23 protein-coding genes are annotated in these 24,710 nt (G+C 67.6%); 9 read left to right on the top strand and 14 right to left on the bottom strand.

The window, feature by feature from the left end:
- Positions 1–152 precede the first annotated feature (152 nt).
- Positions 153–1,286 (top strand): metallophosphoesterase, encoded by a 1,134-nt coding sequence (locus ACZ50Q_RS07955; protein WP_464081094.1) that lies wholly within the window; start codon positions 153–155, stop codon positions 1,284–1,286.
- Between the two features lie 60 nt (positions 1,287–1,346).
- Here the strand turns inward: ACZ50Q_RS07955 and ACZ50Q_RS07950 are convergent, their stop codons facing one another.
- The 6 genes from ACZ50Q_RS07950 to ACZ50Q_RS07925 form a co-directional block, all read right to left on the bottom strand.
- Positions 1,347–3,014 carry a long-chain-fatty-acid--CoA ligase gene (locus tag ACZ50Q_RS07950; protein ID WP_464081093.1) on the bottom strand — a complete coding sequence of 556 codons (1,668 nt, stop codon included), beginning with the start codon at positions 3,012–3,014 and terminating at the stop codon, positions 1,347–1,349.
- Positions 3,015–3,051: 37 nt separating this feature from the next.
- Positions 3,052–4,206: an acyl-CoA dehydrogenase family protein gene (locus ACZ50Q_RS07945; protein WP_464081964.1), complete on the bottom strand. Its 1,155-nt coding sequence runs from the start codon at positions 4,204–4,206 to the stop codon at positions 3,052–3,054.
- Between the two features lie 41 nt (positions 4,207–4,247).
- Entirely contained in the window at positions 4,248–5,072 is an 825-nt protein-coding gene (locus ACZ50Q_RS07940; protein ID WP_092582603.1) for an SDR family NAD(P)-dependent oxidoreductase, read from the bottom strand.
- Between the two features lie 39 nt (positions 5,073–5,111).
- Positions 5,112–6,296, bottom strand: coding sequence for a lipid-transfer protein (locus ACZ50Q_RS07935; protein ID WP_464081092.1), 1,185 nt, complete (start codon positions 6,294–6,296; stop codon positions 5,112–5,114).
- Positions 6,293–7,825: an acyl-CoA synthetase gene (locus ACZ50Q_RS07930; protein ID WP_464081091.1), complete on the bottom strand. Its 1,533-nt coding sequence runs from the start codon at positions 7,823–7,825 to the stop codon at positions 6,293–6,295. The genes ACZ50Q_RS07935 and ACZ50Q_RS07930 overlap by 4 nt, the downstream gene beginning before the upstream one ends.
- A gap of 152 nt (positions 7,826–7,977) precedes the next feature.
- Positions 7,978–9,009 carry an AraC family transcriptional regulator gene (locus ACZ50Q_RS07925; protein WP_076515495.1) on the bottom strand — a complete coding sequence of 344 codons (1,032 nt, stop codon included), beginning with the start codon at positions 9,007–9,009 and terminating at the stop codon, positions 7,978–7,980.
- Between the two features lie 190 nt (positions 9,010–9,199).
- On the opposite strand from ACZ50Q_RS07925, the gene ACZ50Q_RS07920 reads away from it, so the two are divergent.
- Together ACZ50Q_RS07920 and ACZ50Q_RS07915 are read left to right on the top strand one after the other, a co-directional pair.
- Positions 9,200–10,369, top strand: a complete 1,170-nt coding sequence (locus ACZ50Q_RS07920) for a CaiB/BaiF CoA transferase family protein (RefSeq protein ID WP_464081090.1) — start codon at positions 9,200–9,202, stop codon at positions 10,367–10,369.
- Between the two features lie 80 nt (positions 10,370–10,449).
- The gene (locus ACZ50Q_RS07915) at positions 10,450–11,445 is read left to right on the top strand and encodes a tripartite tricarboxylate transporter substrate binding protein (protein ID WP_464081089.1); all 996 of its coding nucleotides are present in this window, start codon (positions 10,450–10,452) and stop codon (positions 11,443–11,445) included.
- A 46-nt stretch (positions 11,446–11,491) separates the two neighbouring features.
- Here ACZ50Q_RS07915 and ACZ50Q_RS07910 read toward each other — a convergent pair whose 3' ends face one another.
- On the bottom strand, positions 11,492–12,391 hold the full coding sequence (locus tag ACZ50Q_RS07910; RefSeq protein ID WP_231952184.1) for a LysR family transcriptional regulator: 900 nt from the start codon (positions 12,389–12,391) through the stop codon (positions 11,492–11,494).
- A 71-nt stretch (positions 12,392–12,462) separates the two neighbouring features.
- Here ACZ50Q_RS07910 and ACZ50Q_RS07905 point away from each other — a divergent pair, with 71 nt between their 5' ends.
- The 3 genes from ACZ50Q_RS07905 to ACZ50Q_RS07895 all read left to right on the top strand — a co-directional run bounded on the left by ACZ50Q_RS07905 (position 12,463) and on the right by ACZ50Q_RS07895 (position 15,240).
- Entirely contained in the window at positions 12,463–13,710 is a 1,248-nt protein-coding gene (locus ACZ50Q_RS07905) for a CaiB/BaiF CoA transferase family protein (protein WP_464081088.1), read from the top strand.
- Positions 13,707–14,186, top strand: a complete 480-nt coding sequence (locus tag ACZ50Q_RS07900) for a MaoC family dehydratase (protein WP_464081087.1) — start codon at positions 13,707–13,709, stop codon at positions 14,184–14,186. Before ACZ50Q_RS07905 ends, ACZ50Q_RS07900 begins: the two co-directional genes overlap by 4 nt.
- An 88-nt stretch (positions 14,187–14,274) precedes the next feature.
- On the top strand, positions 14,275–15,240 hold the full coding sequence (locus ACZ50Q_RS07895; RefSeq protein ID WP_464081086.1) for a Bug family tripartite tricarboxylate transporter substrate binding protein: 966 nt from the start codon (positions 14,275–14,277) through the stop codon (positions 15,238–15,240).
- Here the strand turns inward: ACZ50Q_RS07895 and ACZ50Q_RS07890 are convergent.
- The 7 genes from ACZ50Q_RS07890 to ACZ50Q_RS07860 form a co-directional block, all read right to left on the bottom strand.
- Positions 15,237–15,719 (bottom strand): hypothetical protein, encoded by a 483-nt coding sequence (locus ACZ50Q_RS07890; protein WP_464081085.1) that lies wholly within the window; start codon positions 15,717–15,719, stop codon positions 15,237–15,239. The two genes, ACZ50Q_RS07895 and ACZ50Q_RS07890, sit on opposite strands and share 4 nt — an antisense overlap.
- A gap of 11 nt (positions 15,720–15,730) precedes the next feature.
- Positions 15,731–16,603, bottom strand: a complete 873-nt coding sequence (locus ACZ50Q_RS07885) for a hypothetical protein (protein ID WP_464081084.1) — start codon at positions 16,601–16,603, stop codon at positions 15,731–15,733.
- A 154-nt stretch (positions 16,604–16,757) separates the two neighbouring features.
- Positions 16,758–17,132: a tautomerase family protein gene (locus tag ACZ50Q_RS07880; RefSeq protein ID WP_464081083.1), complete on the bottom strand. Its 375-nt coding sequence runs from the start codon at positions 17,130–17,132 to the stop codon at positions 16,758–16,760.
- Between the two features lie 139 nt (positions 17,133–17,271).
- Complete coding sequence (locus ACZ50Q_RS07875) at positions 17,272–18,540, bottom strand: quaternary amine ABC transporter ATP-binding protein (RefSeq protein WP_464081082.1); 1,269 nt, start codon at positions 18,538–18,540, stop codon at positions 17,272–17,274.
- Entirely contained in the window at positions 18,537–19,394 is an 858-nt protein-coding gene (locus tag ACZ50Q_RS07870; RefSeq protein WP_092582593.1) for an ABC transporter permease, read from the bottom strand. Before ACZ50Q_RS07870 ends, ACZ50Q_RS07875 begins: the two co-directional genes overlap by 4 nt.
- A 292-nt stretch (positions 19,395–19,686) precedes the next feature.
- Entirely contained in the window at positions 19,687–20,688 is a 1,002-nt protein-coding gene (locus ACZ50Q_RS07865; protein ID WP_464081081.1) for an ABC transporter substrate-binding protein, read from the bottom strand.
- A 499-nt stretch (positions 20,689–21,187) separates the two neighbouring features.
- On the bottom strand, positions 21,188–22,459 hold the full coding sequence (locus ACZ50Q_RS07860; protein WP_464081080.1) for a class I SAM-dependent methyltransferase: 1,272 nt from the start codon (positions 22,457–22,459) through the stop codon (positions 21,188–21,190).
- A gap of 218 nt (positions 22,460–22,677) precedes the next feature.
- Between ACZ50Q_RS07860 and ACZ50Q_RS07855 the strand changes: the two genes are divergently transcribed.
- From ACZ50Q_RS07855 to rpmG, 3 genes are all read left to right on the top strand, one after another.
- Positions 22,678–23,826 carry a Bcr/CflA family multidrug efflux MFS transporter gene (locus ACZ50Q_RS07855; protein WP_464081079.1) on the top strand — a complete coding sequence of 383 codons (1,149 nt, stop codon included), beginning with the start codon at positions 22,678–22,680 and terminating at the stop codon, positions 23,824–23,826.
- A 310-nt stretch (positions 23,827–24,136) separates the two neighbouring features.
- Positions 24,137–24,373, top strand: a complete 237-nt coding sequence (rpmB, locus tag ACZ50Q_RS07850; RefSeq protein WP_076515521.1) for a 50S ribosomal protein L28 — start codon at positions 24,137–24,139, stop codon at positions 24,371–24,373.
- A gap of 37 nt (positions 24,374–24,410) precedes the next feature.
- Positions 24,411–24,578, top strand: coding sequence for a 50S ribosomal protein L33 (gene rpmG, locus ACZ50Q_RS07845; RefSeq protein ID WP_003810296.1), 168 nt, complete (start codon positions 24,411–24,413; stop codon positions 24,576–24,578).
- The last annotated feature ends 132 nt before the right edge of the window (positions 24,579–24,710 follow it).

Genomic DNA, 24,710 nt, shown 5'->3' with positions numbered 1-24,710 from the left:
AGGCGCGCGGCCATGCCGGCGCGGCGCGCCATGTTGCAGTATTCACCGGCAATCCGGTGTTTAATCGGCGCTCCCTCGCGGGATACGCCGACCGGGCCACGGCGCCTGCCGCGCCCGGCGGCCTTCACATCAAGATCACCAGGATTTCGCACGTGTTTCATGTCATCACCGGCCTTATCGCGCTCTACGTCATCTGGCGCTTCGTCTGGCCCCTGAACTGGCCCGCCGCGGGCAGGATGCTGCTGGCCGTATTGGTGCTGCTGTCCGCCGAGCACCATCTCATCACCCGCAACTTCTTCGGGACCATGGCCTCGCCCGAAGTGCCCGCCGCCGTGCTGATGGCGCTGGGCGCGGCGTTCGGCGCGGTCATCCTGCTGGCCCTGTTCCTGTTCATCCAGGACGCGGCGGGGCTGGCCCTGTCCGCGTTTTCGCGCAGCCGGGGACGCGCCCTGCTCGTCTGCCCGCGCCTGCGCACGGGGCTGGCGTGCGCCGCGATGGCGCTGTCCGTGCTGGGCGTCTGGCAGGCGGTGCGCGTGCCGGAGGTCAAGACGATCGAAGTCGCCCTGCCCCACCTGCCGCGCGCGTATGACGGCTTTCGCATCGTGCACCTGACGGACCTGCACGCCAGCCGGCTGCTTCAGGCCGACTGGATGCGCGCGGTCGTCGCCCGCGCCAATGCGCTCGAGCCGGACCTGACGCTCATCACCGGCGACCTGGTCGATGGCACGCCCGCGGCGCGCGCCGCCGACGTGCAGCCGCTGGCCGACCTGCGCGCGCCGCACGGCGTCGTAGCGATCCCGGGCAACCACGAGTACTACGCCGAATACCTCGGCTGGCTGCAGGCCTTCGAGAAGCTTGGCCTGCGCATGCTGCTCAATGCGCACATGACCCTCGAACGCGACGGCCAGCCGCTCGTGCTGGCGGGCATCACCGACAGCATGGCGGCGCGCGTGGGCCAGCCGCTGCCCGATATCGAGGCGGCCATGAAGGGCGTGCCGCCCGCGTCGGCGGTGATCCTCTTGAGCCATCGCCCGGTCGGCGCCGAGCGCCATGCCCAGGCCGGCGCCGGCTTGCAACTGTCCGGCCATACGCACGGCGGACAGATCCTGGGTCCGCACCTGCTCACGCAGTTGGCCAACGAGGGCTACGTGTCGGGCATGTACCAGGTGGGCGGCATGCAGCTCTACGTGAGTAATGGGGCGGGCCTGTGGCCCGGCTTTCCCATCCGGCTGGGCCGCCCGTCCGAAATCACGCAGATCGTGCTGCGCGCCGGCCCGCCCGCCTGACGCCAACGCCAACGCCAGGGTGGCGGCAGGCGGCGCGGCGCGCCCCTTCCTTGTCGGGGATCAGGCCGTGGCGCGCTGCGCCTCCTGCAGCGCGCGCCACAGGATCTTGCCCGTGTTGGATTTGGGCAGCGCATCCACGAACTCGACGATGCGCGGCGCCTTGTAGGCCGCCATCCGCTCGCGGGCCCAGGCGATCACCTCGTCTTCCCGCGCCGTGTCGCGCGCCTCGGGCCGCAACACCAGCAGCGCCTTCACGGTTTCGCCGCGGCAGGCATCCGGGACGCCGATGACACAGGCCTCGTGCACGGCCGGATGCTCGTACAGCGCATTTTCGACCTCGGCCGGCCAGACCTTGTAGCCGGAAGCGTTGATCATGCGCTTGAGGCGATCGGTGATGAAAAAATAGCCTTCGTCATCCACGCGCCCCAGGTCTCCGGTACGGAAATAGCGCGCGCCGTCCAGCATGAAAAACGCCTCGTCGTCCGCCGCCGGATTGTTCCAGTACCCCTGCATGATCTGCGCGCCGCGCGTCACCAGTTCGCCGGTCTCGCCGGGCGGCAGTTCTTTCAGCGTGGCCGGGTCCACCACCCGCGTGTCCACGCCGAAGGTCGGCACGCCGATGCACTGGCGCTTGTTGCGGTGCATGGGATTGCAGTGCAGGAACGAGGCGCTTTCGGTCAGGCCGTAGGCCTCGTTGAAGACGATGCCGTAGCGGTTGGCCAGCATGCCCGCCACGGCCTCGGGCATGGGCGCCCCGCCGCCGCACAGCAGCGCCAGGGCGGACAGGTCGTAGTCGTCGATGCCCGGCTGCGCGAAGAAATCCACGATCATCGCCGGGGCAGCCGCCCACACGCTGACGCGATGCCGCGCCATCAGTTGCGCGGCCACCTTGCGGTCCCAGCGCGGCAGCAGCACCACCGTGGCGCCCAGCAGGATCGGCAGGTTCATGCAGTTCTGCATGCCCAGCAGGTGGAACATCGGCGCAACGCCCATGATGATGGCCTCGCAAGTCAGGCCCCGCCACAGTTGCGACCCCGTGGCCGCGGCCGCCAGCGTGCCATGCGTGTGCCGGCAGCCCTTGGGCCGGCCCGTGGTGCCGGACGTATACGGCAGCAGGCACAGGTCCTGCGCCCTGGCCCGGTGAGGCAGCGGCGGCGCATTGACCGCCATGGCGCCATACCAGGGCACACCGCCCCGGATGTCCGGCATGCGCCGGGGCGCGGCGATCTCCGCCGGCGGCGCGACCGCGCCGTCGCCCGGCCCCAGATAGTCCGAATAGGCATGCACGATGACACGGTCCAGGCTGCCGTCGCGCGTGAACTCCTCCAGCCGGCTTGCCAGTTCCTGCGCCGCAAACGCGACCCGCGCGCCGCTGTCTTGAAGATAGTGCGCCAGTTCGTCCGGCGTGCTCATCGCATTGACCGGCACCACCACGGCGTCCGCGCGCAGGATGGCGTAGTAGGCAATGATGAACTGCGGACAATTCTGGCTGAACAACAGCACGCGGTCGCCCGCCTTCACGCCGGCCCCGTGCTGCAGATAGCCGGCCATGGCGTCGACCTCGCGCTTTAAGCGCGCATAGTCCAGCGTCGTGTCGTAGAACACGATGGCGGGCTTGGCGGGATAGCGCGTGGCGGACGCTTCCAGGTTGAAATACAGGCTGGACTGCGGCTGGCTGATGGCCAGCGGCAATCCCTTGGGCCAATACCGATGATGCGCTTGCTGCATGCCCTGGGTCTCCGGTTCCCGCGTCGTCGGCGCCGCCTCAGGCGACCAGGCCGCGCGCGATGATTTCTTTCATGATTTCGTTCGAGCCGCCATAGATCTTGCCCACGCGGGCATCGGCGTACATGCGGGCGATCGGATACTCCAGCATGTACCCGTAGCCGCCATGCAGCTGCAGGCATTCATCGATGACCTGGCAGTTCATCTGCGTGGTCCACCATTTGGCCATCGCGGCGGTCGGCAGGTCCAGCGTGCCGTCCAGTTGCCGCGCGATGCAATCGTCGACGAAGCGCGCCGCGATCGTCGCCACCGTCTCGCATTCGGCCAGCTTGAAACGTGTGTTCTGCAGGTCGATCAGCGGCTGCCCGAACACCTGGCGCGTCCGGGTGTAGGCGACGGTCTCGTCGATGGCCCGGCGCATGGTGGCCACCGCGCCCACCGCGATCAGCAGGCGTTCACGCGGCAGTTGCTGCATCAGTTGCGCAAAGCCGCGGCCTTCCTCTTCGCCCAGCAGGTTGCAGGCCGGCGCCCGCACCGCGTCGAAGAACAGCTCGGCCGTGTCCAGGCTTTTCTGGCCCAGCTTTTCCAACAGCCGGCCGCGGCGGAATCCCGGCAGGTCCCGGGTTTCCAGCATGATCAGCGAGATGCCGCGCGCCCCGGCCGCAGGATCGGTCTTGACCACCACACAGATCAGATCGGCGTGCAGGCCATTGGTGATGAAGGTCTTGGCGCCATTGACGACATAAGCGTCGCCATCGCGCGTAGCCGTGGCGCGGATGCTCTTCAGGTCGGACCCCGCGCCCGGCTCGCTCATGGCGATGGCCCCGACGAGCTCGCCGGTGGCCATCTTCGGCAGCCAGCGCTGCTTCTGGGCCTCGGTGCCGTAGTTCAGGATGTAGTGGGCCAGGATCGCGCTGTGCACGTTGTTGCTGAAGCCATGGACCATCGCGCGCGCCTGCTCGGCCGCCACGATGGCCTCGTGCGCGAAGGTGCCGCCGCCGCCGCCATAGGCCTCGGGCATGCTGACGCACAGCAGCCCCATGCGCCCCGCCTTGCGCCAGATCTCGCGATCCGCGTGCTGTTGCTTGCGCCACTTGGCTTCGTCGGGCGCGAACTCCTTTTCGAACAGGCGCCGGGTCGAATCCTGGAACAGCGTCAGGTCGGCGTCCATCCAGCCTTTTTTCGGGGTATCCATCGGGGTGTCCATCGGGGTATCCATCGGAGTCTCCCGCGGCATCAAGGACGCCCGCCGCCCACGACCAGCACCTGGCCGCTGACGTAGTTGGATTCGGGCAGGCAGAACAGGTACACCGCGCCCGCCGCCTCGGCCGGCGTGCCCGCGCGGCCGATGGGAATCAGGCTTTCGGCGTTTTTGAGCACCTGCGGATTCACGCCCACCTTGATCTGCCGGCCCTGGATGTCCAGCGTCGCGTCGCCGTCGGCGGCGGCTTCGGTGAGCCGGGTCTTGATCAGCCCGAAGGCCACGCTGTTCACGTTGACCTTGTAGCGCCCCCATTCCTTGGCCAGCGCCCGCGTCAGGCCGTTCACGCCGGCCTTGGCCGCCGCGTAGTTGGCCTGGCCCGCATTGCCCATCACGCCCGAGGTGGACGAGATATTCACGACCTTGCGAAAGACCTCGCGGCCCTCGGCGGCCTCGGCCTTGGCCGCTTCGCGGATGAAGCCAGACGCGGCCCGCAGGATGCGGAACGGCGCGGACAGGTGCACCGCCAGGATCTCGTCCCATTGTTCGTCGGTCATCTTCTGGATCACGTTGTCCCAGGTATACCCGGCGTTGTTCACGATGATGTCCAGCCCGCCGTAGGCGTCCAGGGCGGCCCCGACGAAGCGGTCGGCAAAGCCGGATTCGGTGACGCTGCCCGCGCAGGCCACGGCCTGCCCGCCCGCCTTGCGGATCAGCGCCACCGTGTCATCGGCGGGCCCCGCGTCCAGGTCGTTGACCACCACCCTGGCGCCTTCGCGCGCCAGTTTCAGCGCGATTTCCTGGCCAATGCCGCGCCCCGATCCGGACACCAGCGCCACCTTGCCTTCAAGCGTACCCATGCCTTGTCTCTCCATGCTTGTTCTCCATGCTTGTTCTCCTTATGCGGCCTGATACAGCGTGACGACGCACGCGCCGCCCAGTCCCAGGTTGTGCTGCAGCGCCAGGCGCGCGCCTTCCACCTGGCGCAGGTCCGCCTGGCCGCGCAGTTGCCAGACCAGCTCGGCGCATTGCGCCAGGCCCGTCGCGCCCAGCGGATGGCCCTTGGACAGCAAGCCGCCGGACGGATTGGTGACGACGCGCCCGCCATAGGTGTTGTCGCCATCCACGATGAATTTTTCCGCCGTGCCCTCGGGCGTCAGGCGCAGGCCTTCGTAGGTGATCAGTTCGTTGGCCGTGAAGCAGTCGTGCAGTTCGACGACATCCACGTCGGCCGGATCCACGCCCGCGGCCGCGTAGACGCGGTCCGCCGCGGCGCGCGTCATGTCGTAGCCGACCAGCTTGCGCATGTCGCCGGCGTCAAAGGTCGATGGCAGGTCGGTCGTCATCGCCTGCGCGGCGATGCCCACCGCGGGGCGCAGTCCGTGGCGACGGGCGAAATCGTCCGAGCACAGAATGGCCGCCGCCGCGCCGCAGGTGGGCGGGCAGCACTGCAGCCGGGTCAGCGGGTCGAAGATCATGGGCGCGGCCAGCACTTCGTCCAGCGTCACGGTCTGGCGGAACACGGCATACGGGTTGCGCGCCGCGTGCTGGCGCGCTTTGACCGAAATGCGCGCGAACGTGTCCGCACGGATGCCGTGCGCTTTCATGTAGTCGCGGCCGGCGCCGCCGAAGAACTGCGCCGCGCGCGGCTTGTCGGCGTCGTAACCCTGGAGCTCGGTCATGGACGCCGCGAAGGCCTGCAGCGGCGACGGGCGGTCTTCATACACGCCCTTCAGCGCGCCAGGCACCATCTGTTCAAAGCCCACCGCCAGCGCGCATTCCGCGGCGCCGCTTTCGACCGCCTGCCGCGCCAGGAACAGGGCCGACGAACCGCTGGCGCAATTGTTGTTGACGTTGAATACGGGGATGCCCGTCAGGCCCACGCCGTAGACCACCGCCTGGCCAGAGGTCGAATCGCCATAGACATAGCCGGCGTAGGCCTGCTCCACGGACTCGTAGGGCAGTCCGGCGTCCTGCATGGCGTCGCGCACCGCGCGCATGCCCATGACGGAATAGGGTTCGCTCGCGCCGGGCTTGCTGAACGGGATCATGCCGACGCCGGCCACCCACACTTTTCGATTCATGCCTGCTTCTCCTGAAGAGTCGACGCGGCGGACGCCGCGCTGGGGAATCCATGGCCCTGCCGCAGCACGGACTTCAACACCTTGCCCGCCGCCGACATGGGCAGGTCATCGCGGAATTCATAGCTCTTGGGGCACTTGTAGGGCGCAAGGACCTGGCGGCAATGCGCGTTCAACGTGGCGGCATCGGGCGCGGCGCCCGGCCGCGCCACGATCACCGCGTGCACGGCTTCGCCCCACCGTTCGTGCGCCACCCCGATCACCGCGCAGCGCGCCACGCCCGCATGCCGCGCCAGGGCGGCTTCCACTTCGGCCGCGTAGACGTTTTCGCCGCCGGTGACGATCATGTCCTTCAGGCGGTCCACCACGTACAGATAACCGTCGTCGTCCTGGCGCGCCGCATCGCCCGTCAATAGCCATCCGTCGGCAAACATCCGCGCCGTCTCGTCGGGCCGGTTCCAGTAGCCGGCGACGACCATGGGACCGCGCACCGCCAGCTCGCCCACCGCGCCGGACGGGACGTCCTGGCCGTCGGCCGCCAGGATGCGCACCTCGACCCCGACCGCGGGACGGCCCGCCGACAAGGCGCGCGGCCCGCCCTGCCGCACGTCGGCATTGAGGGCCACCAGCGCCGAGGTCTCGGTCATGCCGTAGGCATGCACGAATTCCGCGTTGGGAAAGGCGTCCAGCGCCCGGGCCAGCAGCGCGGGCGCGATGGGGGACGCGCCCCAGATGACGCGCTGCACGCCGCCCAGCCGATAGGTCGCGAAATCCGGCGCGTCCAGCAGCATCTGGATCATGCTGGGCACCAGCAGCACTTCGGAGACGCCATCGTCCTGCAGGGATTGAAGCACCGCCCCGGGATCGAACCCGCGCTGCATCACGACCGACGCGCCCGCCAGGAACTGCCCCATCAGCCGGCCCAGTCCGGCCACGTGGAAAAGCGGCGCCACCAGCAGCACGCGGCTGTCCTGCGGCGTGGGGACGGTGGCCAGCCGGGCGACGGCGGCGCTCCACAGATTGGCGTGCGTCAGCATCGCTCCTTTGGGCAGGCCGGTCGTGCCGCCGGTGTACAGAATGGCGGCCAGCGCGTCGCCGCCCGCGCGGCAGTCTTCCAGGGCGGGCGCGGCCTCGGCCAGCGCATCCAGTTCGGGCAGCGGCAGCGCCTGCGCCGCGCAAGCCGACAGGCTGCCGGCAAGGCGCGGCGACATCGCAGGGTCCGCCAGGGCCAGGCGCGCGCCGCCGTCCGCCAGGCCCTGCGACAGCTCGGCGTCGTTCCAGCGCGTATTCAGGGGCTGGATGACCGCCCCCAGCCACCAGCACGCGAGCATGGCCGACACGTACGAGGCGCTGTTCGCGCCCAGCAGCGCGACCCGGTCGCCGCGACGCACGCCGCAGTCCCGCAGCACGGCGGCCTTGCGGGCCGCCCAGGCCAGCAGTTCGGGATAGGTCCAGGCGCGCGCGCCTTCACGCAAGGCGATCGTGCGGGGATACAGCCGGCTTGCCCGGTGCAGGCCCTGAGTCAGATACATAAGCCCGTGTTCCTCCTGCGGCGCGCCGGCGTGCCGGCTCGGTGTCTCGTGCGGCGCGGCGTCTGGCGGCCGGCCGGTGTCCAGTCCGTAGGTTCCCGCCGGCCGGGCGGCGCGGCAATGGCCGCAGGCGTCAATCCGATTGGCGGAAAGTGTCAGTCCATGGGCGGCCGGCAGGCCGGACCGCACACGAGCCGATTGCGGCGGTATTCGCCGGGCGACACGCCCGTCCATTTCTTGAACGCGCGGTGAAAGGTGCTGGGCTCGGAAAACCCCAGTCGCTCGGCGATGTCCATCAGCGATAGATCGTGCCGTCCCAGGTATTCGACCGCCGCATCGCGCCGCAGGTCGTCCTTGAGCACCTGGAATCCCTGGCCTTCTTCGCGCAGGTGGCGCCGCAGCGTCTGCGGCGTCATCGACAGCTGCGCGCTGACCTGCGCCAGCGACGGCAGGTCGGCCGACAGGTCGTTGCGCAGCAGGCGCCGGATGCGGTCGGTGAGCGTTGCGCGATCCTGGTACTTCACCAGCAGATCGAATGGCGCATTCGCCAGGAAGGCCTTGAGCGCCTGCGCGTCCTGCACCACTGGCAGCGCCAGCCAGCGCGACTCCAGCCGCAATCCCGTCACCTGCTGCCCATAATGGACCGGGGCATGGAACACCCTGTGCGCGTCGGCGCTGCGTGTGCCGCCGTTGTAGTCCACGCCCAATATCGGAATGCGGCGCCCGGCCAGCCAGTTCGCCACGCCCAGCGTGAAGAACAGAAAGGTGCGCTCGGCGTACCACTGCGTGCAGCGGCGTTCGCCGCGCGCATCCAGCACGACGCGCGCGGCATCGCGGTCCACGCACAGACGCGCGGTGAAGTCGCGCAGGACGCCGTGGTAATAGCGGAACGCGACGCGCAGCGCCTGCCCCACCGTGGCCTCCTGCAGCGCGAGCCGGCAGGCATGGGCGAAGGCGCCCAACGGAACCGGCTGGCGGCCCATGCCCAGGAAGTCGTCGCGCGTGGCGCGCCGCAGCATCCGCAGGATCTGCGCGAACTGCGCCTGCGACACGCGCGCCATCGGCGCCTGCAGCAGCGCGGGCGGCACGTCGGCGCGCAACAGCACCCGGTCGACGTCCACGCCGCGGCGGCGTGCGCCTTGCAGGATCTGGGCGACATGGCCCACGGCGATGGTGTGATGCGTCATGGCGATTCCCGAGGCGGGGTGGACACCGATGGCGTCGATGGTAGCGAAAGGTCCGCCGGCAAGAAATGCCCGGCGTGAGCATTCCCGCCAAGCGAAATCAGCGATTTCGCCATTGGACCGCCGCAAAGCCGCGCCTAGACTGGCTTGAGCCGATTCCCGGCCGCCTCTTCGTATTTACCGGAGTCCCTCTTTGGATACGCCGAACACCGCCCCGCTCGCGGACATCAGGATCCTGGACTTGTCGCGATTGCTGCCCGGCCCGCTGGGCGCGCAGTACCTGGCGGACCTGGGCGCGGACGTGATCAAGATCGAAGACACGCAGGCCGGCGACTATGCGCCGCCGTCGCTGCGCGCGGTGTGCAACCGCAACAAGCGCGGCCTGCGGCTGGACCTGAAGCACCCCGACGGCCAGGCCGCGCTGGCGGCGCTGGCGCGCGAGGCGGACGTCGTGATCGAGAGCTTCCGGCCCGGCGTGGCGGCCCGCCTGAAGGCCGACTATCCCACCCTGGCCAGCCACAATCCCCGGCTGGTGTACTGCAGCATCACCGGCTACGGCCAGACGGGTCCCCTGCGCGACGCCGCCGGCCACGACCTCAATTATTCAGCCTATGCCGGCGTGGCGGACCAGATGGGCTGCGGCCCGGACGAACCCGCGCTGTCCAACGTGCCCGTGGCCGATATCCTGGGCGGCTCGCTCACGGCGGCGATGGGCATCCTGGCCGCCCTGCTCGACGCGCGGCGCACCGGCCGCGGCCGCTGTCTGGACATCGCCATCGCGGACGGCCTGCTGGCCAGCGCCGCAGTGCCGCTGGCCACCCTCAACGCCCACGGCGCCACCCGGCCCGCCGGCGGCGACACGCTCTCTGGCGCACTGGCCTGCTACGGCCAATACCGTGCGCAGGACGGCCGCCATCTGGCGGTGGCGGCGCTGGAACCCAAATTCTGGACGGCGCTGTGCCAGCGCCTGGACCGCACGGACCTGATTCCCCTGCACCGCGATGCCGATGCGGCGCAACAGGCCCATGTGCGCGCAGAACTTGAACGCCTGTTCGGCTCGAAGCCGCGGGCGCATTGGCTTGCCTTGCTGGACGGCGCGGACTGCTGCGTGTCCCCGGTGCTGACGCTGGCCGAAAGCCTGGCGCACCCGCAATTCGTCGCGCGCGGCATGGTGCGGCAGCTCCGGCACGACACCTACGGCAGCGGCGCGCAGATCGCCAGCCCCGTAAAGATGTCCGGTTTTCAGTTCGCCATCCATCGGCAGGCGCCCCTGCCCGGCGAACATACCGACCAGATCCTGCGCGAAGCCGGCTACGACGACGCCGCCATCGCCAGCCTGCGCGCGCGCGGCATCGCGCGCTAGGCGTTGCCTTTCCCGGCGCGCGTGACGCCGCCGGAAACCTGCTGTCTGCTGTGCCCATAACAACCAGGACGGAGACCACCATGACGCATCCCATTTGCAGCACCGCTTCGCCCAGACGCCGCAGCCTGCTCAAGCTGGGGCTGGCCTTGCCCGCGGCGCTTGGCCTTTGCGCGCCCGCGCGCGCCGCCGCGTTCCCCGCGCGGCCCATCACGCTGATCGTGCCCTTTCCCGCGGGCGGCGCCACCGACACGCAGATGCGCGCCCTGGCGGTGGCGGCCTCGCGCGAACTCGGCCAGCCGGTCGTCATCGCCAACCGGCCCGGAGCGGGCGGCACGCTGGGACCCGCCGCCATGGCGCAAACGGCGGCGCCCGACGGCTATACGGTGTCGGTGGTGGTGGGCACCTTGTTTCGCTATCCCTTCCTGCAAGCGGTCAACTACGACCCGCTCAAGGACTTCACCTACGTCGCCTGCATGACGGCCTACTCCTACGGCATCGTCGTGCGGCAGGACGCGCCGTGGAAGACGCTGGACGACCTCATCGCCGATGCGCGCGCCAACCCCGACAGGATCAGCTATGGCGCGACCGGCACGGGCGGCTCCGGGCGCATCGCCATCGAACGCCTGTCCCGGCTCACCGGCGTCAGGTTCAACTTCATCCCCTACAAGGGCGCGGCTGAAGAAACCACCGCGCTGCTGGGCGGACATATCCAGATGGTGTCGGATGCGGGCTGGGGTCCGATGATCGACACCGGCAAGGCGCGGCTGCTGGCCGTGATGGGCGACGCGCGCGCCCGGCGCTTGCCCGACGTGCCCACGCTCACCGAGCTGGGCTATCCCATCGTCGCCTCCAACCCCGTCGGCATCGCCGGACCCAAGGACATGGACCCGGCCATCGTCGCCGTGCTGCAGCAGGCATTCCATCGCGCCTCGCGCGACGCGGAATACAACCGCGCGCTGGAAAGCGCCGACCAGCCGCACATGCTGATGGACTCGGCCGCCTACACGGACTACGCCATCCGGCAGGTGGCGCAGGAAAAGCAGTTCGTGGCCGAACTGGGCTTGAAGACGCAGTAGCGGCCGCGCCCGGCCGCGCGCCTCATGCCCCCGGCCAGGCGGCCGTTCAGCCCGCCTCCGGCGCCAGCATGCTGTCGCGCAGCCGCAGCACCGACGCACACGACGTGTCGCGATGCGTCACCAGCGACAGGGACAGCGCGCCGTGCGCATCCGCATCGGTCAGGGACACGAAGGCCACATGCGGCGTGGAGTACGCGCGCGTCACGCCCGGCACCAGCGCGACGCCCATGCCGCTGGCGACCAGGCTGACCAGCGTCTGCACCTGGATGGCTTCCTGGCTGATGCGCGGCGAAAAACCCGCCTTGTGGCACAGCGCCAGCGTCACCCCGTTCAGGCCGGGCACCTTGGCCGGCGAGTACAGCACGAAGTTCTCGGACCGCATGCGCGCCAGCGCAACCGGACCGGCGGCGGCGAGCGGATGCCCGGCGGGCACGGCAAGGATGAGATCGTCGCGCTCCACCACCCAGGAATCCAGCTCGCTGTCTTCGGCCAGCGGCCCGCGCACCAGGCCCGCGTCGATATCGTTGGCGCGCAGCATCGCCACCAGCCCCACCGTGCTGTCCTCGCGCAGATCCAGTTGCACGTCCGGGTACTGCGCGCGAAACACGGGCAGGCAGCGCGGCAGCAGCATGTAGGTGGCCGAGCCGACGAAGCCCAGGCGCAGCGTGCCCCATTCGCCCAGCGCCACGCGGCGGGCGGCCTGCCGGGCCTGCTCGGTGTGGAACAGCGCGCGCCGCGCGTCGGCCATCAACGCGTCTCCGGCAGGCGTGGTGGTGACGCCCTTGGCGCCTCGCACCAGCAACGGCACGCCCACCGCATGTTCCAGTTTCTGGATGGACACCGATAGCGCGGGCTGCGCGATGTGCAGCGCGTCGGCCGCGCGCCGGTAACTTCCCAGTTCGGCAATCGTCACGAATTGCCGAAGCTGGCGCAAATCTATAGCCATAACAGATTCCGTATCAAGCAATACCGAAGCCATATTAGACGCGTATGAGCGGCGCCGATAGCATGGCCCCCATGACAACCTCTCCCTCTCCCCGCGCCACCGCGCTGGACGGCGTGCGCATCCTGGACCTGACCTCCGTCGTGTTCGGCCCCTACGCGTCGCAGATCCTGGCCGACTATGGCGCGGACGTGATCAAGGTGGAAGCGCCCGGCGGCGACTCCACCCGGCGCACCGGCCCGTCGCAGGAGGCCGGCCTGTCCGCGATCTTCCTGGGCCTGAACCGCAACAAGCGCAGCATCGTGCTGGACCTGAAACAGCCGGCCGCGCGCCAGGCGCTGCTGACGATGGTGGACCAGGCCGACGTGCTGATGCACAGCATGCGCCCCGCCAAGATGGCCGCGCTCGGCCTGGACCCCGCCACGCTGTGCGCCCGCAACCCCCGCCTGGTCTACGCGGGCCTGTACGGCTTCGGCGCGGGCGGCGCCTACGACGGGCGCCCCGCCTACGACGACATCATCCAGGGACTGTCCGGCCTGGCCGACCTGGTGGGCCGCCAGACCGGCGCCCCGCGCTACCTGCCCACCGTCGCCGCCGACAAGACCTGCGGCCTCGTCGCCGCGCACGCCATCCTGGCCGCGCTGTTCCAGCGGGAGCGCACGGGCCTCGGCCAGGAGGTGGAAGTGCCCATGTTCGAAAGCATGGCGTCATTTGCGCTGGTGGAGCATTACTACGGCCGGCACCTGGCGGACGAGCCCGGCGCACCCGGCTATCCCCGCGTGCTGACGCCCTGGCGCCGGCCCTGCCAGACCGCCGACGGCCACGTCTGCCTGATGCCCTACACCGACGCGCACTGGCGCGACTTCTTCATCGCCGCCGGGCGGCCCGACCTGGCCGAGGATCCGCGCTTTGCCGACATCTCGGCCCGCACCCGGCACATCGAGACGCTCTACGAGCTGCAGGCCGGCATCGTCGCCGCGCACGACACGGCCTACTGGCTGGCCCTGTGCGAACGCCTGGAAATTCCCGCCGCCCCCGTGAACCGGCTGGAGGACCTGGAAACCGACCCGCATCTGCAGAGCGTCGGCTTCTTCGTGCCGCTGCAAAGCGCCGCCGGCAGCCGCTATCGCTTCGCGCGCAACCCCGTGCGCCTGGCGCAATCCGAGGTGCCGCCCGCCATGCCCCCGCGGCTGGGCGAGCACACGCGCGAGGTGCTGCGCCAGGCGGGCCTGCCGCCCGCCGACATCGCGGCGCTGCTCGATACCGGCGCGGCCCGCGACGCCGGCGATCCCCTTCCTGAAAACGCCAAGGACCCCGCATGACCCAAGACCGCACTTCCGCCCCCGTCGCCCAACTCGGCCAGGGCTATTACTGGCAGGACCTCGTCGTCGGCCAGCGCTTCCAGACGTTTCGCCGCACGGTCACCGAGACCGACATCGTGAATTTCATCAGCGTCACCGGCATGCTGGAAACCATCTTCATCGACGCCACCTACGCGCACGGCGCGATCCAGGGCCGCCCCGCGCCGGGCGCGCTGACATATGGGCTGATCGAGGGCCTCATCATGCAGGGCATGGTGCAGGGCACGGGGCTGGCGCTGCTGGAAGTCCACAAGAAGATGCTCGCGCCCGTGGTGGCCGGCGACACCGTCTGGGCCGAGATCGAAGTCACGGGCGTGCGTCCCACCTCGCAGCACAACCGCGCGGTCGTCACCTCCGCCATCGAGGTGCGCAACCAGCACGGCAAGCCGGTGATGGCCTACACGGCCGTGCGCATGCTGGCTGGCAGGCCCGACTGAGTCCGCGCCGGACGGCGCAGCGTCCCGCAGAGGACGCGGCCGCCCGGGCGTCATCCGCAGTACCCATAACAGCACAAGGAGACAACCCATGAAAAAAGCAATGCTGGCCGCCACGCTGGCCATCCTGGCGCTGGGAGGCGCCGCGAGCGCGCAGGCCGCCTGGCCCGACCGCCCCGTCACGATGGTGGTGCCCTTCCCGCCCGGCGGGCCGACCGACCTGGTGGCGCGCGTGCTGGCCAAACAGCTCACCGAACAACTCGGCCAGACCGTGGTCGTGGAAAACAAGGGCGGCGCCAACGGCAACATCGGCATGCAGTACGCGGCCGCCGCCAAGCCCGACGGCTACACGGTGCTGTACAACACCTCGTCCATCGCCCTCAGCCCCAACCTCTACCGCTCGCTGCCCTTTGATCCGGTCAAGGACTTCGCGCCGGTCTCGACCACGGCCGTCATTCCGCTGGTCCTGCTGGTGCACCCGTCCGTGCCCGCCGACACCGCGTCGGCCTTCGTCGACTATGCGCGCAAGCACCCCGGCAAGCTGTCGTACGGCTCGGCCGGCGCGGGCAACGTCACGCACCTGGGCGCGCTGCTGCTCCTGCGGTCGCTGGACATCGACGCCGTCCACGTCCCCTACCGCGGCAGCGCCCCCGCCATGACGGACCTGGTCGGCGGCCAGGTCCAGGTGATGACCAACACGCTCAACGATTCGCTGGGCTTCATCCGCGAAGGCAAGCTGCGCGCGCTGGCGGTCACCAGCGCGTCGCGCAGCGAACAGTTGCCGGATGTGCCGACGGTGGCGGAAACGGTGGCGCCGGGCTTCGGCATGGGCGCCTGGCAAGGCGTCGTCGTCCCGAGCGGCACGCCCGCGCCCGTCATCGACAAGCTGAACGCCGAGATCCTGCGCGCGCTGAAGTCGCCGAAAATGCAGAAGCAGCTCAAGGTGCAGGGCGCGCAGGCGCTGGGATCGACACCGCAGGAATATGGCGCCTACATCAAGAGCGAGATCGCGCGGTGGGGAGAGGTGGTGAAGGCGGCGAATGTGAAGCTGGATTAACGCCCGGGGGCGATCGGTTCGAACACGTACTTCTCGCCATGCTGCGCGCAGTCGGCTGCCAGCTGTTTCCAGGCCCGCGTGCTCAAGGTGCGTGGGAACATGGCAGCCCGGTCGCCTTCTTCGTACGTGTCCCTGCCCCACTTCACGCCGTCGCGTTCGTTCATGAGGCTTGATTCGCGGATGTCTTTATCCCGGCTGCCATGCCACTGAATCAGGCTGTCGTCTTCTTTCCAATGCAGCCAGGCCACCTCAGTGCCGTCATTCCAACGATACCCAACCAGGCAGAAATGATTCGTCTGGCCATTTTTGTGCACGTAGGCCAACCGGTTCGAGATGGCACGTTCGGGCTGCTGGTAATAGGGGCTGGCGGAAACAACGAGGCGTTCGTCGGGCGGCAGGCGAAAGGGCGCATCGGGCAGGTCGCCGGCGGTTGCCAGCATGGGAAACACAAGCAATAACATCGTACGCAGTGCAATCATTGGACCGTCCTTTACCGGATCTTGAGCACCTCGGCCTGATAGGCCGGCGTCAAACTATAGAAGTCTTGCCCGCCTTTCGTTTGAAAGAAGACGAAATTGGGCCCCGGACTTCCAGATGTGCGGGTTCGCCATGCGTATAGGCCAGTCGGACATGGATCTGCGATGATGTCGGCGCTACGCGCCACCGAGATCACATCATCAACGAATTTCCGATAGCGCTGGTGTCGCTTATCGGAGGCGTCGTTGGCAATACTCACCACGCCATTGATACGTTCTTGCATGGCCTGGGGCAAGTCCGGATACCGCTCGAAGTCCGCAATTTGGCCTGGCGCTTTTACTACTCCTCGCAGCGTATTGATGGCGTGTGCGTCGGCCGATCCCGGGCGCGGCGCAAAGTGCCTGGCTCCCGCGTTCAACCGGTTATGCAGGACCCGTTTGATCCACCTCATGCTTTCTACCGCTTCTGCCGGGCCGGCATAGCGTGAATCATCGGGTCCCGCAGTCTCTGCAAGCAAAACCCTTGCGAGCAATCCCTCATCGGTGCCCTCGTTGGGAAGCGACAGTCGAGGCAGAATCCTGACCCTGAGCCGCCGCGTGCCGGCATCAACCCTGCTCAAGGGCTGTTCGTTCACGTACGCGACCACTTCCACCACGCTTTCCAACTGCGCTTGCGTGGCAAGCGAGACCAGTCTGATCGACTGCTCTCTGTTCCTGTCATCCGGGTTGATTGCCTCGACGCGAAGCAAGGAAGGCGGGTTTCCCTTGAACACAAGGTGCTTCTTGTTCGGCCCCAACCCCAGCACTTTGAGTAGCAGCGCGTTGCCCTGAACCAAGGCGATTTCAGGGGGAAGCGACGAACGGTCGTTACGGATCAGCGTTGCCATGCGGGGACCCACCTCGCGTGTCCAGTTGGCGGCTCGAAACAGCCACCCGCGTTATGGTCACGCGCGGGTCCGGTGCGGGATATCAGCGGCGTCTGAAATCGCCGCTATCGCCGATAGCCCGCGCCCCAGAACGGGCACGGGAACGGCAACGCGGCTACCGTCCCGCCGCCTTCGCGCTCAGCCCATTGGCCACGCCCATGTCGGTCTTGGGCACGTCGCGCAGCAGCACGCGGACGTCTTCGCCGGAGATGTCGATGCTGGCGCACACGGCCTGGTTCAACGCGGCGATCAGGGCGGCCTTCTTGGCCTCGTCGCGGCCTTCGATGAGGTCCACGTCCACGCTCGCCATGCGCTTGCCGATCTCGCCCGCGACGATCACATGTTCCGCCGGCACTTCGTGCAGCACGATGCGCACGCTGGGCAAGGGCGCCGCGATGCTTTCGACCACCGCGTTGGACGCCGCCTTCAGCAGCGTGGCTTTCTGGGCGGCCGTGTGGCCTTGCATGATCTGGATGTTCAAAATGGGCATGGCGGTTTCCGATGTTTCGATAAAAGGAAAACCGGCCGAGCCGGCCGGCCAGCCATCATATCGTGACTGCGCCCGCGTGCAAGGGCATGCACGCGGGCGCAGTATGTGGCCGCAGTCAGGCTGGCGGGAAAGGCCGCGATCAGGCCGCCTTGTCGTGGCGCTCGGTCTCGGCGTCCGCCTGCGGCGGGGTCGCGTCGGCCACGGCCGGCGTTTCCACCTGGGCCGGCGTTTCGGTCAGGGCCGGCGTCACCAGCTCCACGACCTTCTTGCGCGACAGCATGCCCAGGAACTCGTCGTCCTCGCCCGTCACGGCGACCGGTTGGTCGCTGTGGACCAGTTGGGCCAGCACTTCGCCCAGGCCCGCAGTGGCGGGCACCGAGGCCAGGTCCTCGACGAAGCGGGACACGTCGCGCGCGCCTTCCTGCATCGCCGACGCAGCCGCCTTGGCGGTCAACACACCCGCCAGCCGCTTGCCGTCCAGCACCGGCGCGTACTCATAGTTCAGCGCGTTCATGCGGTCCACGGCGTGCGCGGGGCGCGAGCGCATCGTCAGCGTCAGGCGCGCCGGGTTCACGGCGTGCGTGGCGTTGAGCACCTTGGTGCGGTTCACGTCCTGCAGGAACGACTGCACGTAATCGTTGGCCGGATTCAGCAGGATGTCCTCGGGCGTGCCCTCCTGCACCAGTTCGCCGTCCTTCAGGATGGCGATGCGGTTGCCCAGGCGCAGCGCTTCGTCAAGATCGTGCGTAATGAAGACGATGGTCTTGTTGAGCTTGGCCTGAAGCTGCAGGAGCTGGTCCTGCATTTCGCGGCGGATCAGCGGATCCAGGGCGGAGAATGCCTCGTCCATCAGCAGGATTTCGGCATCGGTCGCCAGGGCCCGCGCCAGGCCGACGCGCTGCTGCATGCCGCCCGAAAGCTGATGCGGGTACTGGTTCTCGAACCCCGACAGGCCCACCTGCTCCAGCCATTCGCGGGCGCGCTTCTCGCGCTCGGCCTTGCCCACGCCTTGCACGGTCAGGCCGTAGGCGGCGTTGTCCAGCACGGTGCGGTGCGGGAACAGCCCGAAGCGCTGGAACACCATGCTCATCTTTTTTTGGCGGAAGACTTCGAGGTCGCGCTTGTTCAGGCTGACCACGTCCACGCCGTCAACCAGGATGTGGCCCGCGCTGGGCTCGATCAGGCGATTGAAATGGCGGATCAGCGTGGACTTGCCCGACCCGGACAGGCCCATGATGACGTAGATGCTGCCCTCTTCGATGGACAGGCTGATGTCGCGCAGGCCCAGCGTGTGGCCGCTTTCGGCCAGCAGCTGTTCCTTGCTCATGCCGCCCTGCGCGGCCTGCAGCCACTTCTTCGGATGCGCTCCGAAGATCTTGTAGATGTTCTTGACTTCGATCTTGCTCATCGCTGGCCTCCCATGCGCATGCGCTGTCCATACGATTGCGTGATCCGGTCGAACAGCACGGCCAACACCACGATACCCAGGCCGGCCAACAGGCCCCGGCCCACTTCCAGGCGGTTGATGCCCAGCAGCACTTCATAACCCAGGCCGCGCGCGCCGATCATCGACGCGATGACCACCATCGACAGCGCCATCATCGTGGTCTGGTTGATGCCAGCCATGATGTTGGGCAGCGCCAGGGGAAGCTGCACGCCGAAGAGCTGCTGGCGCGGATTGGCGCCAAAGGCGCGCGACGCCTCCAGCACTTCACGGTCGACCAGGCGGATGCCCAGGTCGGTCAGGCGGATCAGCGGCGGCACGGCATAGATGACCGTCGCGATGATGGCGGGGATCTTGCCCAGGCCGAACAGCATGACGACAGGAATCAGGTAGACGAAGCTGGGCATGGTCTGCATCACGTCCAGCACCGGCAGCATGATCGAGCGCAGCCAGTTCACGCGCGCCATCAGCACACCGAGCGGGATGCCGATCAGCACCGACAGGCCGGCCGCCATGATCATCAGCGCCAGCGTCTGCATGCCGGCGTCCCACAGGCCCAGCACGCCGATCAGGCACAGCAGCGCGCCCATCGCCAGGCTCAGGCCGATGCGGCGGCTCACGCCATACGCGATCGCCACCGTGACCGCGACGACCGCCCACCAGGGCGAACTGCGCAGCAGTTGCTCCAACCACACCAACGCGTGCAGGACGGGCTGGGACAGTTTCTCCAGCGTGTCCGCATAGTTGGTGACCAGATGATCGACGAAACCGTCGATCGCCCCTCGTACCTGACGGGCGGGAATAATTTCAGGAAACATGCATTTGACTCCATTCTGGCGCGCTCGCCGCCCGTGTCGCCACCGGGCACGCCGGCGCAGCGGAAAACAACGAGACTGAGACGGGTGCCGGGCACCGGGACGGACCGCCAGGGGCGGGGGTCCATCCCACATCGGTGCCCGGCACCGGGTTCACTGCCACCGCAGGTGGCGGCACAAGCACGCTTGCCAGGCCGGGCGCGAGCGCCCGGCCGGCGGCCATCCCGGCAAAGAGGTCCGGTCCCTCCAGGGGCCGGTACGCGCCACCGCGGCGCGCAGCCAGGATCACAGTGCTTTACAGCGCGCTTTGGACGCGCCCGGCGACGTCGGCGGGGACCCACTTGGTCCAGACGTCGGGTTTGTTTTTCAGGAACCACTTGGCCACGGCTTTGGATTCATCGCCGGACTCTTCCATGTGGGCCAGGGTTTCATTGATGACCGGCAGCGGCACCGAGACCTTGGACAGGAACTCGGTCAGCTTGGGCGCATCCTGGGAGAACTTCGTGTTCACCGCCGTGAAGACGGGATTGTCGGGGTAGGCGCTGGGCTCGGGCTTGGCGCACTTGGGCGAGGTCAGGCACTTGTGCTTTTCAGCGTCGTAGGGCGGCATGTCCAGCTTGACCAGGTCCATGGCGCCGACCAGCGGCGTGGGCGACCAGTAATAGAACACGACGTTCTGCTTGCGCTTGTAGGCCGACATCAGGGCCGCCTTCTGCGCCGCGCCCGTGCCGGGCGAGTACAGCGTGTAGGTGTCGTCCAGCTTCAGGGCATGGAACAGGTTGTTGCTGGTGACTTCGCAACCCCAGCCTGCCGGGCAACCGTAGAAGCGGCCCTTGCCGGGCTCTTCCGGATCCTTGAATTCGTCCTTGAACTTGGGCAGATCGGCCGCGGACTTCAGCTCGGGCAGGCGCTCGGCCGTGTAGCGAGGGATGTACCAGCCTTCGGCGCCCATGTACAGGTCGCCGATGCGCTTGACCTTGCCGGTCTTCTGGGCGCGATCCCAGGGATCGGCCACGCTGTTCAGCCAGATCTCGGTGTTGATGTCCAGATCGCCGCGCTCCAGCGCGGCCAGGGCGGGCAGGGTCTCGGTGGGCAGGGTTTCGGTCTTGCAACCGTAGCCCTTTTCCATGATGAAACGTTCGACGTCGACCAGGACCAGATTGGATTCCCAGTTCATGGCGCCAAACATGACGGGCCGCTTGAGCTCACATTGCGGGGCATCGGCGGCTTGGGCCGATCCGGCAAATGCAAACAGAACGGCCGCGGCGGCCAGGGTCTTGACAGGGGTAAAACGCATTGGCTTTTGCCTCCATAGGTTCAGGCACACACGCCAGGAACAGGCCCTGGGCGGCGCCATGGAGCTAAGGGGGTTGTGCGGAAGACGGGCTGAACCGCCAATACAAACCGACACTAGCAACAAGACGGCCCGCGAGGATCGCGGCGTCTTGCAAGACAGGGAGCATCAGAAAGGATTTTCTGAATACCCACAGAAAGAGAACAAACTGAACGAAGAAGGCGGCATCTTAAACGAAATTGATATGCAGACCAACCCCGGCGGTGAATGAAACAGATACATTCGGCCTAAATTCTGTCAGGGATAACCCGGACCCTCACAGGGAAGGCACGCGGTTTCTCCTGGGGAAATTCGCCCCCTCGGCGATGAAACATTTAGTTAACAATACGTGCCTATTAATACGTTCAGGCGGTTCCAGAGCGACGGAAAAGTCCGCCATTGGCTCCAAACTCAAGCAATTTTTCCGCATAGATTATGGAACCAAGGCAAGCAAACGGCGGCATCACCGCGCCGCCGGTTCCCCATACATGTAATCCCGCCGCCACGGGTACGAAGGCCCCGCCGGCTCGTCCAGATCGTCCGCCCTTCCCCCCGCCGCCGGATGCTGGGCAAGGACCTGGTGCAGCGCGATCCATCCATGTTCGAAGGCCATCGCGCAGCCGGCCAGATACAGCCGGTACGCGCGCAGCGCGCGCTCGCCCTGGCCGGCGCCCAGGATCTGCGCCGCCTCCGGCAGCCGCGCCTCCAGCCCGTCGCTCCATGCCCACAGGGTGCGCGCGTAGTGCGGGCGCAGGTTTTCCACGTCCAGGTCTTCCAGGCCGCCATTGGCCAGCGCCTGCATCACGACACTGATGTGCGTCAGCTCGCCCCCGGGGAAGATGTATTTCTCGATGAACTCGCCCATGCCATTGCCCAGTTCCGCGTTGTAGACGCCCGCGGCGGTGATGCCATGGTTCATCATCAGACCGCCTGGCTTGAGCAGGCGCCGCAGCTTGGCGAAGTAGCCGTCGAGTTGCGCGCGCCCCACGTGCTCGAACATGCCCACCGACGCGATCTTGTCGTAAGGCTGGGCCTCATCGAGCTTGCGGTAGTCCAGCAGTTCCATGCGGACACGTCCGGCCAGCCCCTTTTCCTGGATCAGCCGGACCACGTGCGCATGCTGGTTGCGCGACAGCGTGATGCCGGTGGCGTCCACGCCATAGCGTTCGGCAGCCCACAACAGCAGCCCGCCCCACCCCGCCCCGACGTCCAGGAAGCGTTCGCCCGCCCGCAGGCGCAGCTTGCGGCAGATGTGGTCCAGCTTGGCCTGCTGCGCCTGCGCCAGCGTCATGCCGGGTTCGCGGTAGTAGGCGCAGGAATAGACCCGGCGCGGATCCAGCCACAGCGCGTAGAAGTCGTCGGACAGGTCGTAGTGGAATTCGATCTGCCTGGCGTCGCGCGCGACCGAGTGCCGCCAGACCGACATCACCTTGCGCACCAGATCGGTCAGCCAGCCACCGCGGGCCGCCTCCATCGGCGATCCTGGCAGCAGCGCCGCGGCCACCGCCATCACATCGCGCATGCTGCCCTCGATGTCGATGCGGCCTTCCACGTAATCCTGCCCCAGCACGCCCACCGCACCTTCGGCCAGATGGGCCAGCGCGGCCTTGTCGTGCGTCACGAACCGGACGCGGGGATCGGCAGCGCCCAGCACCGCGCCGTCAGGCAGCACCAGCTGGACCGGGACAGGCACCGCCTGGAGTTTGCGTTCCACGATAGATAGCAAAGGACTCACGGCCTTTCCTCCGGATACGTAAAGACGCCAGAAACGCCATCGGAAAACACCTGCAATCTTGCTGTAAGCCAGCCCATGATAAAGTCACCGGCTTGGCGCGAACAGTGCGGCGGCCGTTACGGCCGCCGCACTGTTCGCGCCCTGTCCCTGCGCTTACCGCGATCTACATGCCCCCAACACAAACATCCCGCAGCAGCCTGCCCGGTTGGCTTATTCTCATGGGTGCGCTGACGGCCATCGGCCCGTTCGCCATCGATATGTACCTGCCGGCGTTTCCGACCATCGCCGCCAACCTGGGCGTCTCCCGCGGCGACGTCGAACGCACGCTGGCGGCGTACCTGATCGGCCTGGCGCTGGCGCAGGTGTTCTACGGCCCGATGGCCGACCGCTACGGCCGCAAGCCGCCGCTGCTGGTGGGCCTGACGCTCTTCATGATCGCCTCGCTGGGGTGCGCGCTGTCGGGCTCGGTCGAAGCGCTGACCGGCTGGCGCGTCGTGCAGGCCATGGGCGGCGCGGCCGGCATCGTGATCCCGCGGGCGGTCATCCGCGACCACTACGAAACCCACGAAGCCGCGCGAGCGATGTCGCTGCTGATGCTCATCATGGGCCTCGCGCCGATCCTCGCGCCGCTGATCGGCGGCCAGTTGCTGACCATTACTTCCTGGCGCAGCCTGTTCTGGGTGATGCTGGCGGGCGGCGCCATGCTGATGGCCGCGGTCATCCTGATCATGAAGGAATCGCTCGCGCCCGAACGCGCGGTGCCGTTGCGCTGGAGCACCATCCTGCAGAATTACCGCGGCCTCTTCGCCCACCGCGGTTTCATGTCGCACAGCCTGGCGGGCGGCTTCGGCCAGGCCGGCATGTTCGCCTACATCATCGGTTCGCCCCGCGTCTTCATCGAACTCTACGGCGTGCCGCCCCAGTACTACGGTCTGCTGTTCGGCACCAACGCGCTGGCGCTCATCATCTGTTCGCAGATCAGCGCCCGCCTGCTTCGCACCCACACGCCTCGCCAGTTGCAGCAGCGCGCGCTGGTCGCGCTGGCCTGCGCCAGCCTGGTGGCCGTGGCGCTCACGCTGGCCGGCCTGCTGACCCTGCCCCTTCTGATGCTGTGCCTCGTCTGCTACATGGGAAGCCAGGGGTTCGTGAATCCCAACTCCGCGGCGTTGGCGCTGTCGGACCAGGGCAAGCGCCTGGGTGCGGCGTCCGCGTTACTGGGAACGCTCCAACTGTCCTGCGGCGCGCTCGCCGGTTTCGCGGTCAGCGCCTGGCAGTCGGACAGCGCCCTGCCCCTGACGACCACCCTGGCGGCCTGCGCCTGCCTGTCCTGGACGGCGGGCCGTGTGGCGCGTTCGCACACGACCTAGCCCTGCGGCTTGATTTGGGCCGCCTTTTCGTATTAGAATCGCGGTCTTCACATGAAGTTTCCCGTGCGGGACTACTATGCTTTGTAGTTCAGCACTCTGACCCCCAACCGCGTGTTGTTGCATTGTTGAATGCAAGCGGGTGGCAGGCAGCGGGTATAAGCACTGGGGCGAAATCACTTTCCCCCTCATCCACTAAGACTGGGTGGCCGGCCAAGACAGCGCGCAGCGCGATCTTCACAGCCCGGCGGCTAAACCCCCGTCTCCCCCCCGAAGCGATGCGCGGCAAGAACGACACTAAAGAGGTGCATCCATGGCACGCGTATGCCAAGTGACCGGCAAAGGCCCGATGGTGGGCAACAATGTTTCGCACGCGAACAACAAGACCAAGCGCCGCTTCCTGCCCAACCTGCAATCGCGCCGGTTCTGGGTTGAAAGCGAAAACCGCTGGGTTCGCCTGCGTGTTTCGGCCAAGGCCATCCGCACGATCGACAAGAACGGCATCGAAGCCGTGCTGGCCGACATGCGTGCCCGCGGCGAACTGGCCTAATCGGCCTCCCCGCCAATCTACATACTAGGAGCACGACATGGCCAAAGGTATCCGCGAAAAGATCAAGCTCGAGTCGACCGCCGGCACGGGTCATTTCTACACGACCACCAAGAACAAGCGCAACATGCCCGAGAAGATGCTGATCAAGAAGTTTGATCCGGTCGCTCGCAAGCACGTCGACTACAAGGAAACCAAGCTGAAGTAATTCAGCCGGTATCCCGAGAAAAAGGCCCTGCCCATGCAGGGCCTTTTTTGTTGCCCGCGGCCGCCGAAGCACCAGTTGGAAACGGCGAGCAGGCAGGCGCCGCGCCAGACCGATTCCGTTTGCCGCATTGCT

Source organism: Achromobacter sp. T5-5 (assembly GCF_055397965.1).
The sequence above is the reverse complement of the archived record's forward strand: the minus strand, read 5'-3'. Positions and strand labels throughout refer to the sequence as shown.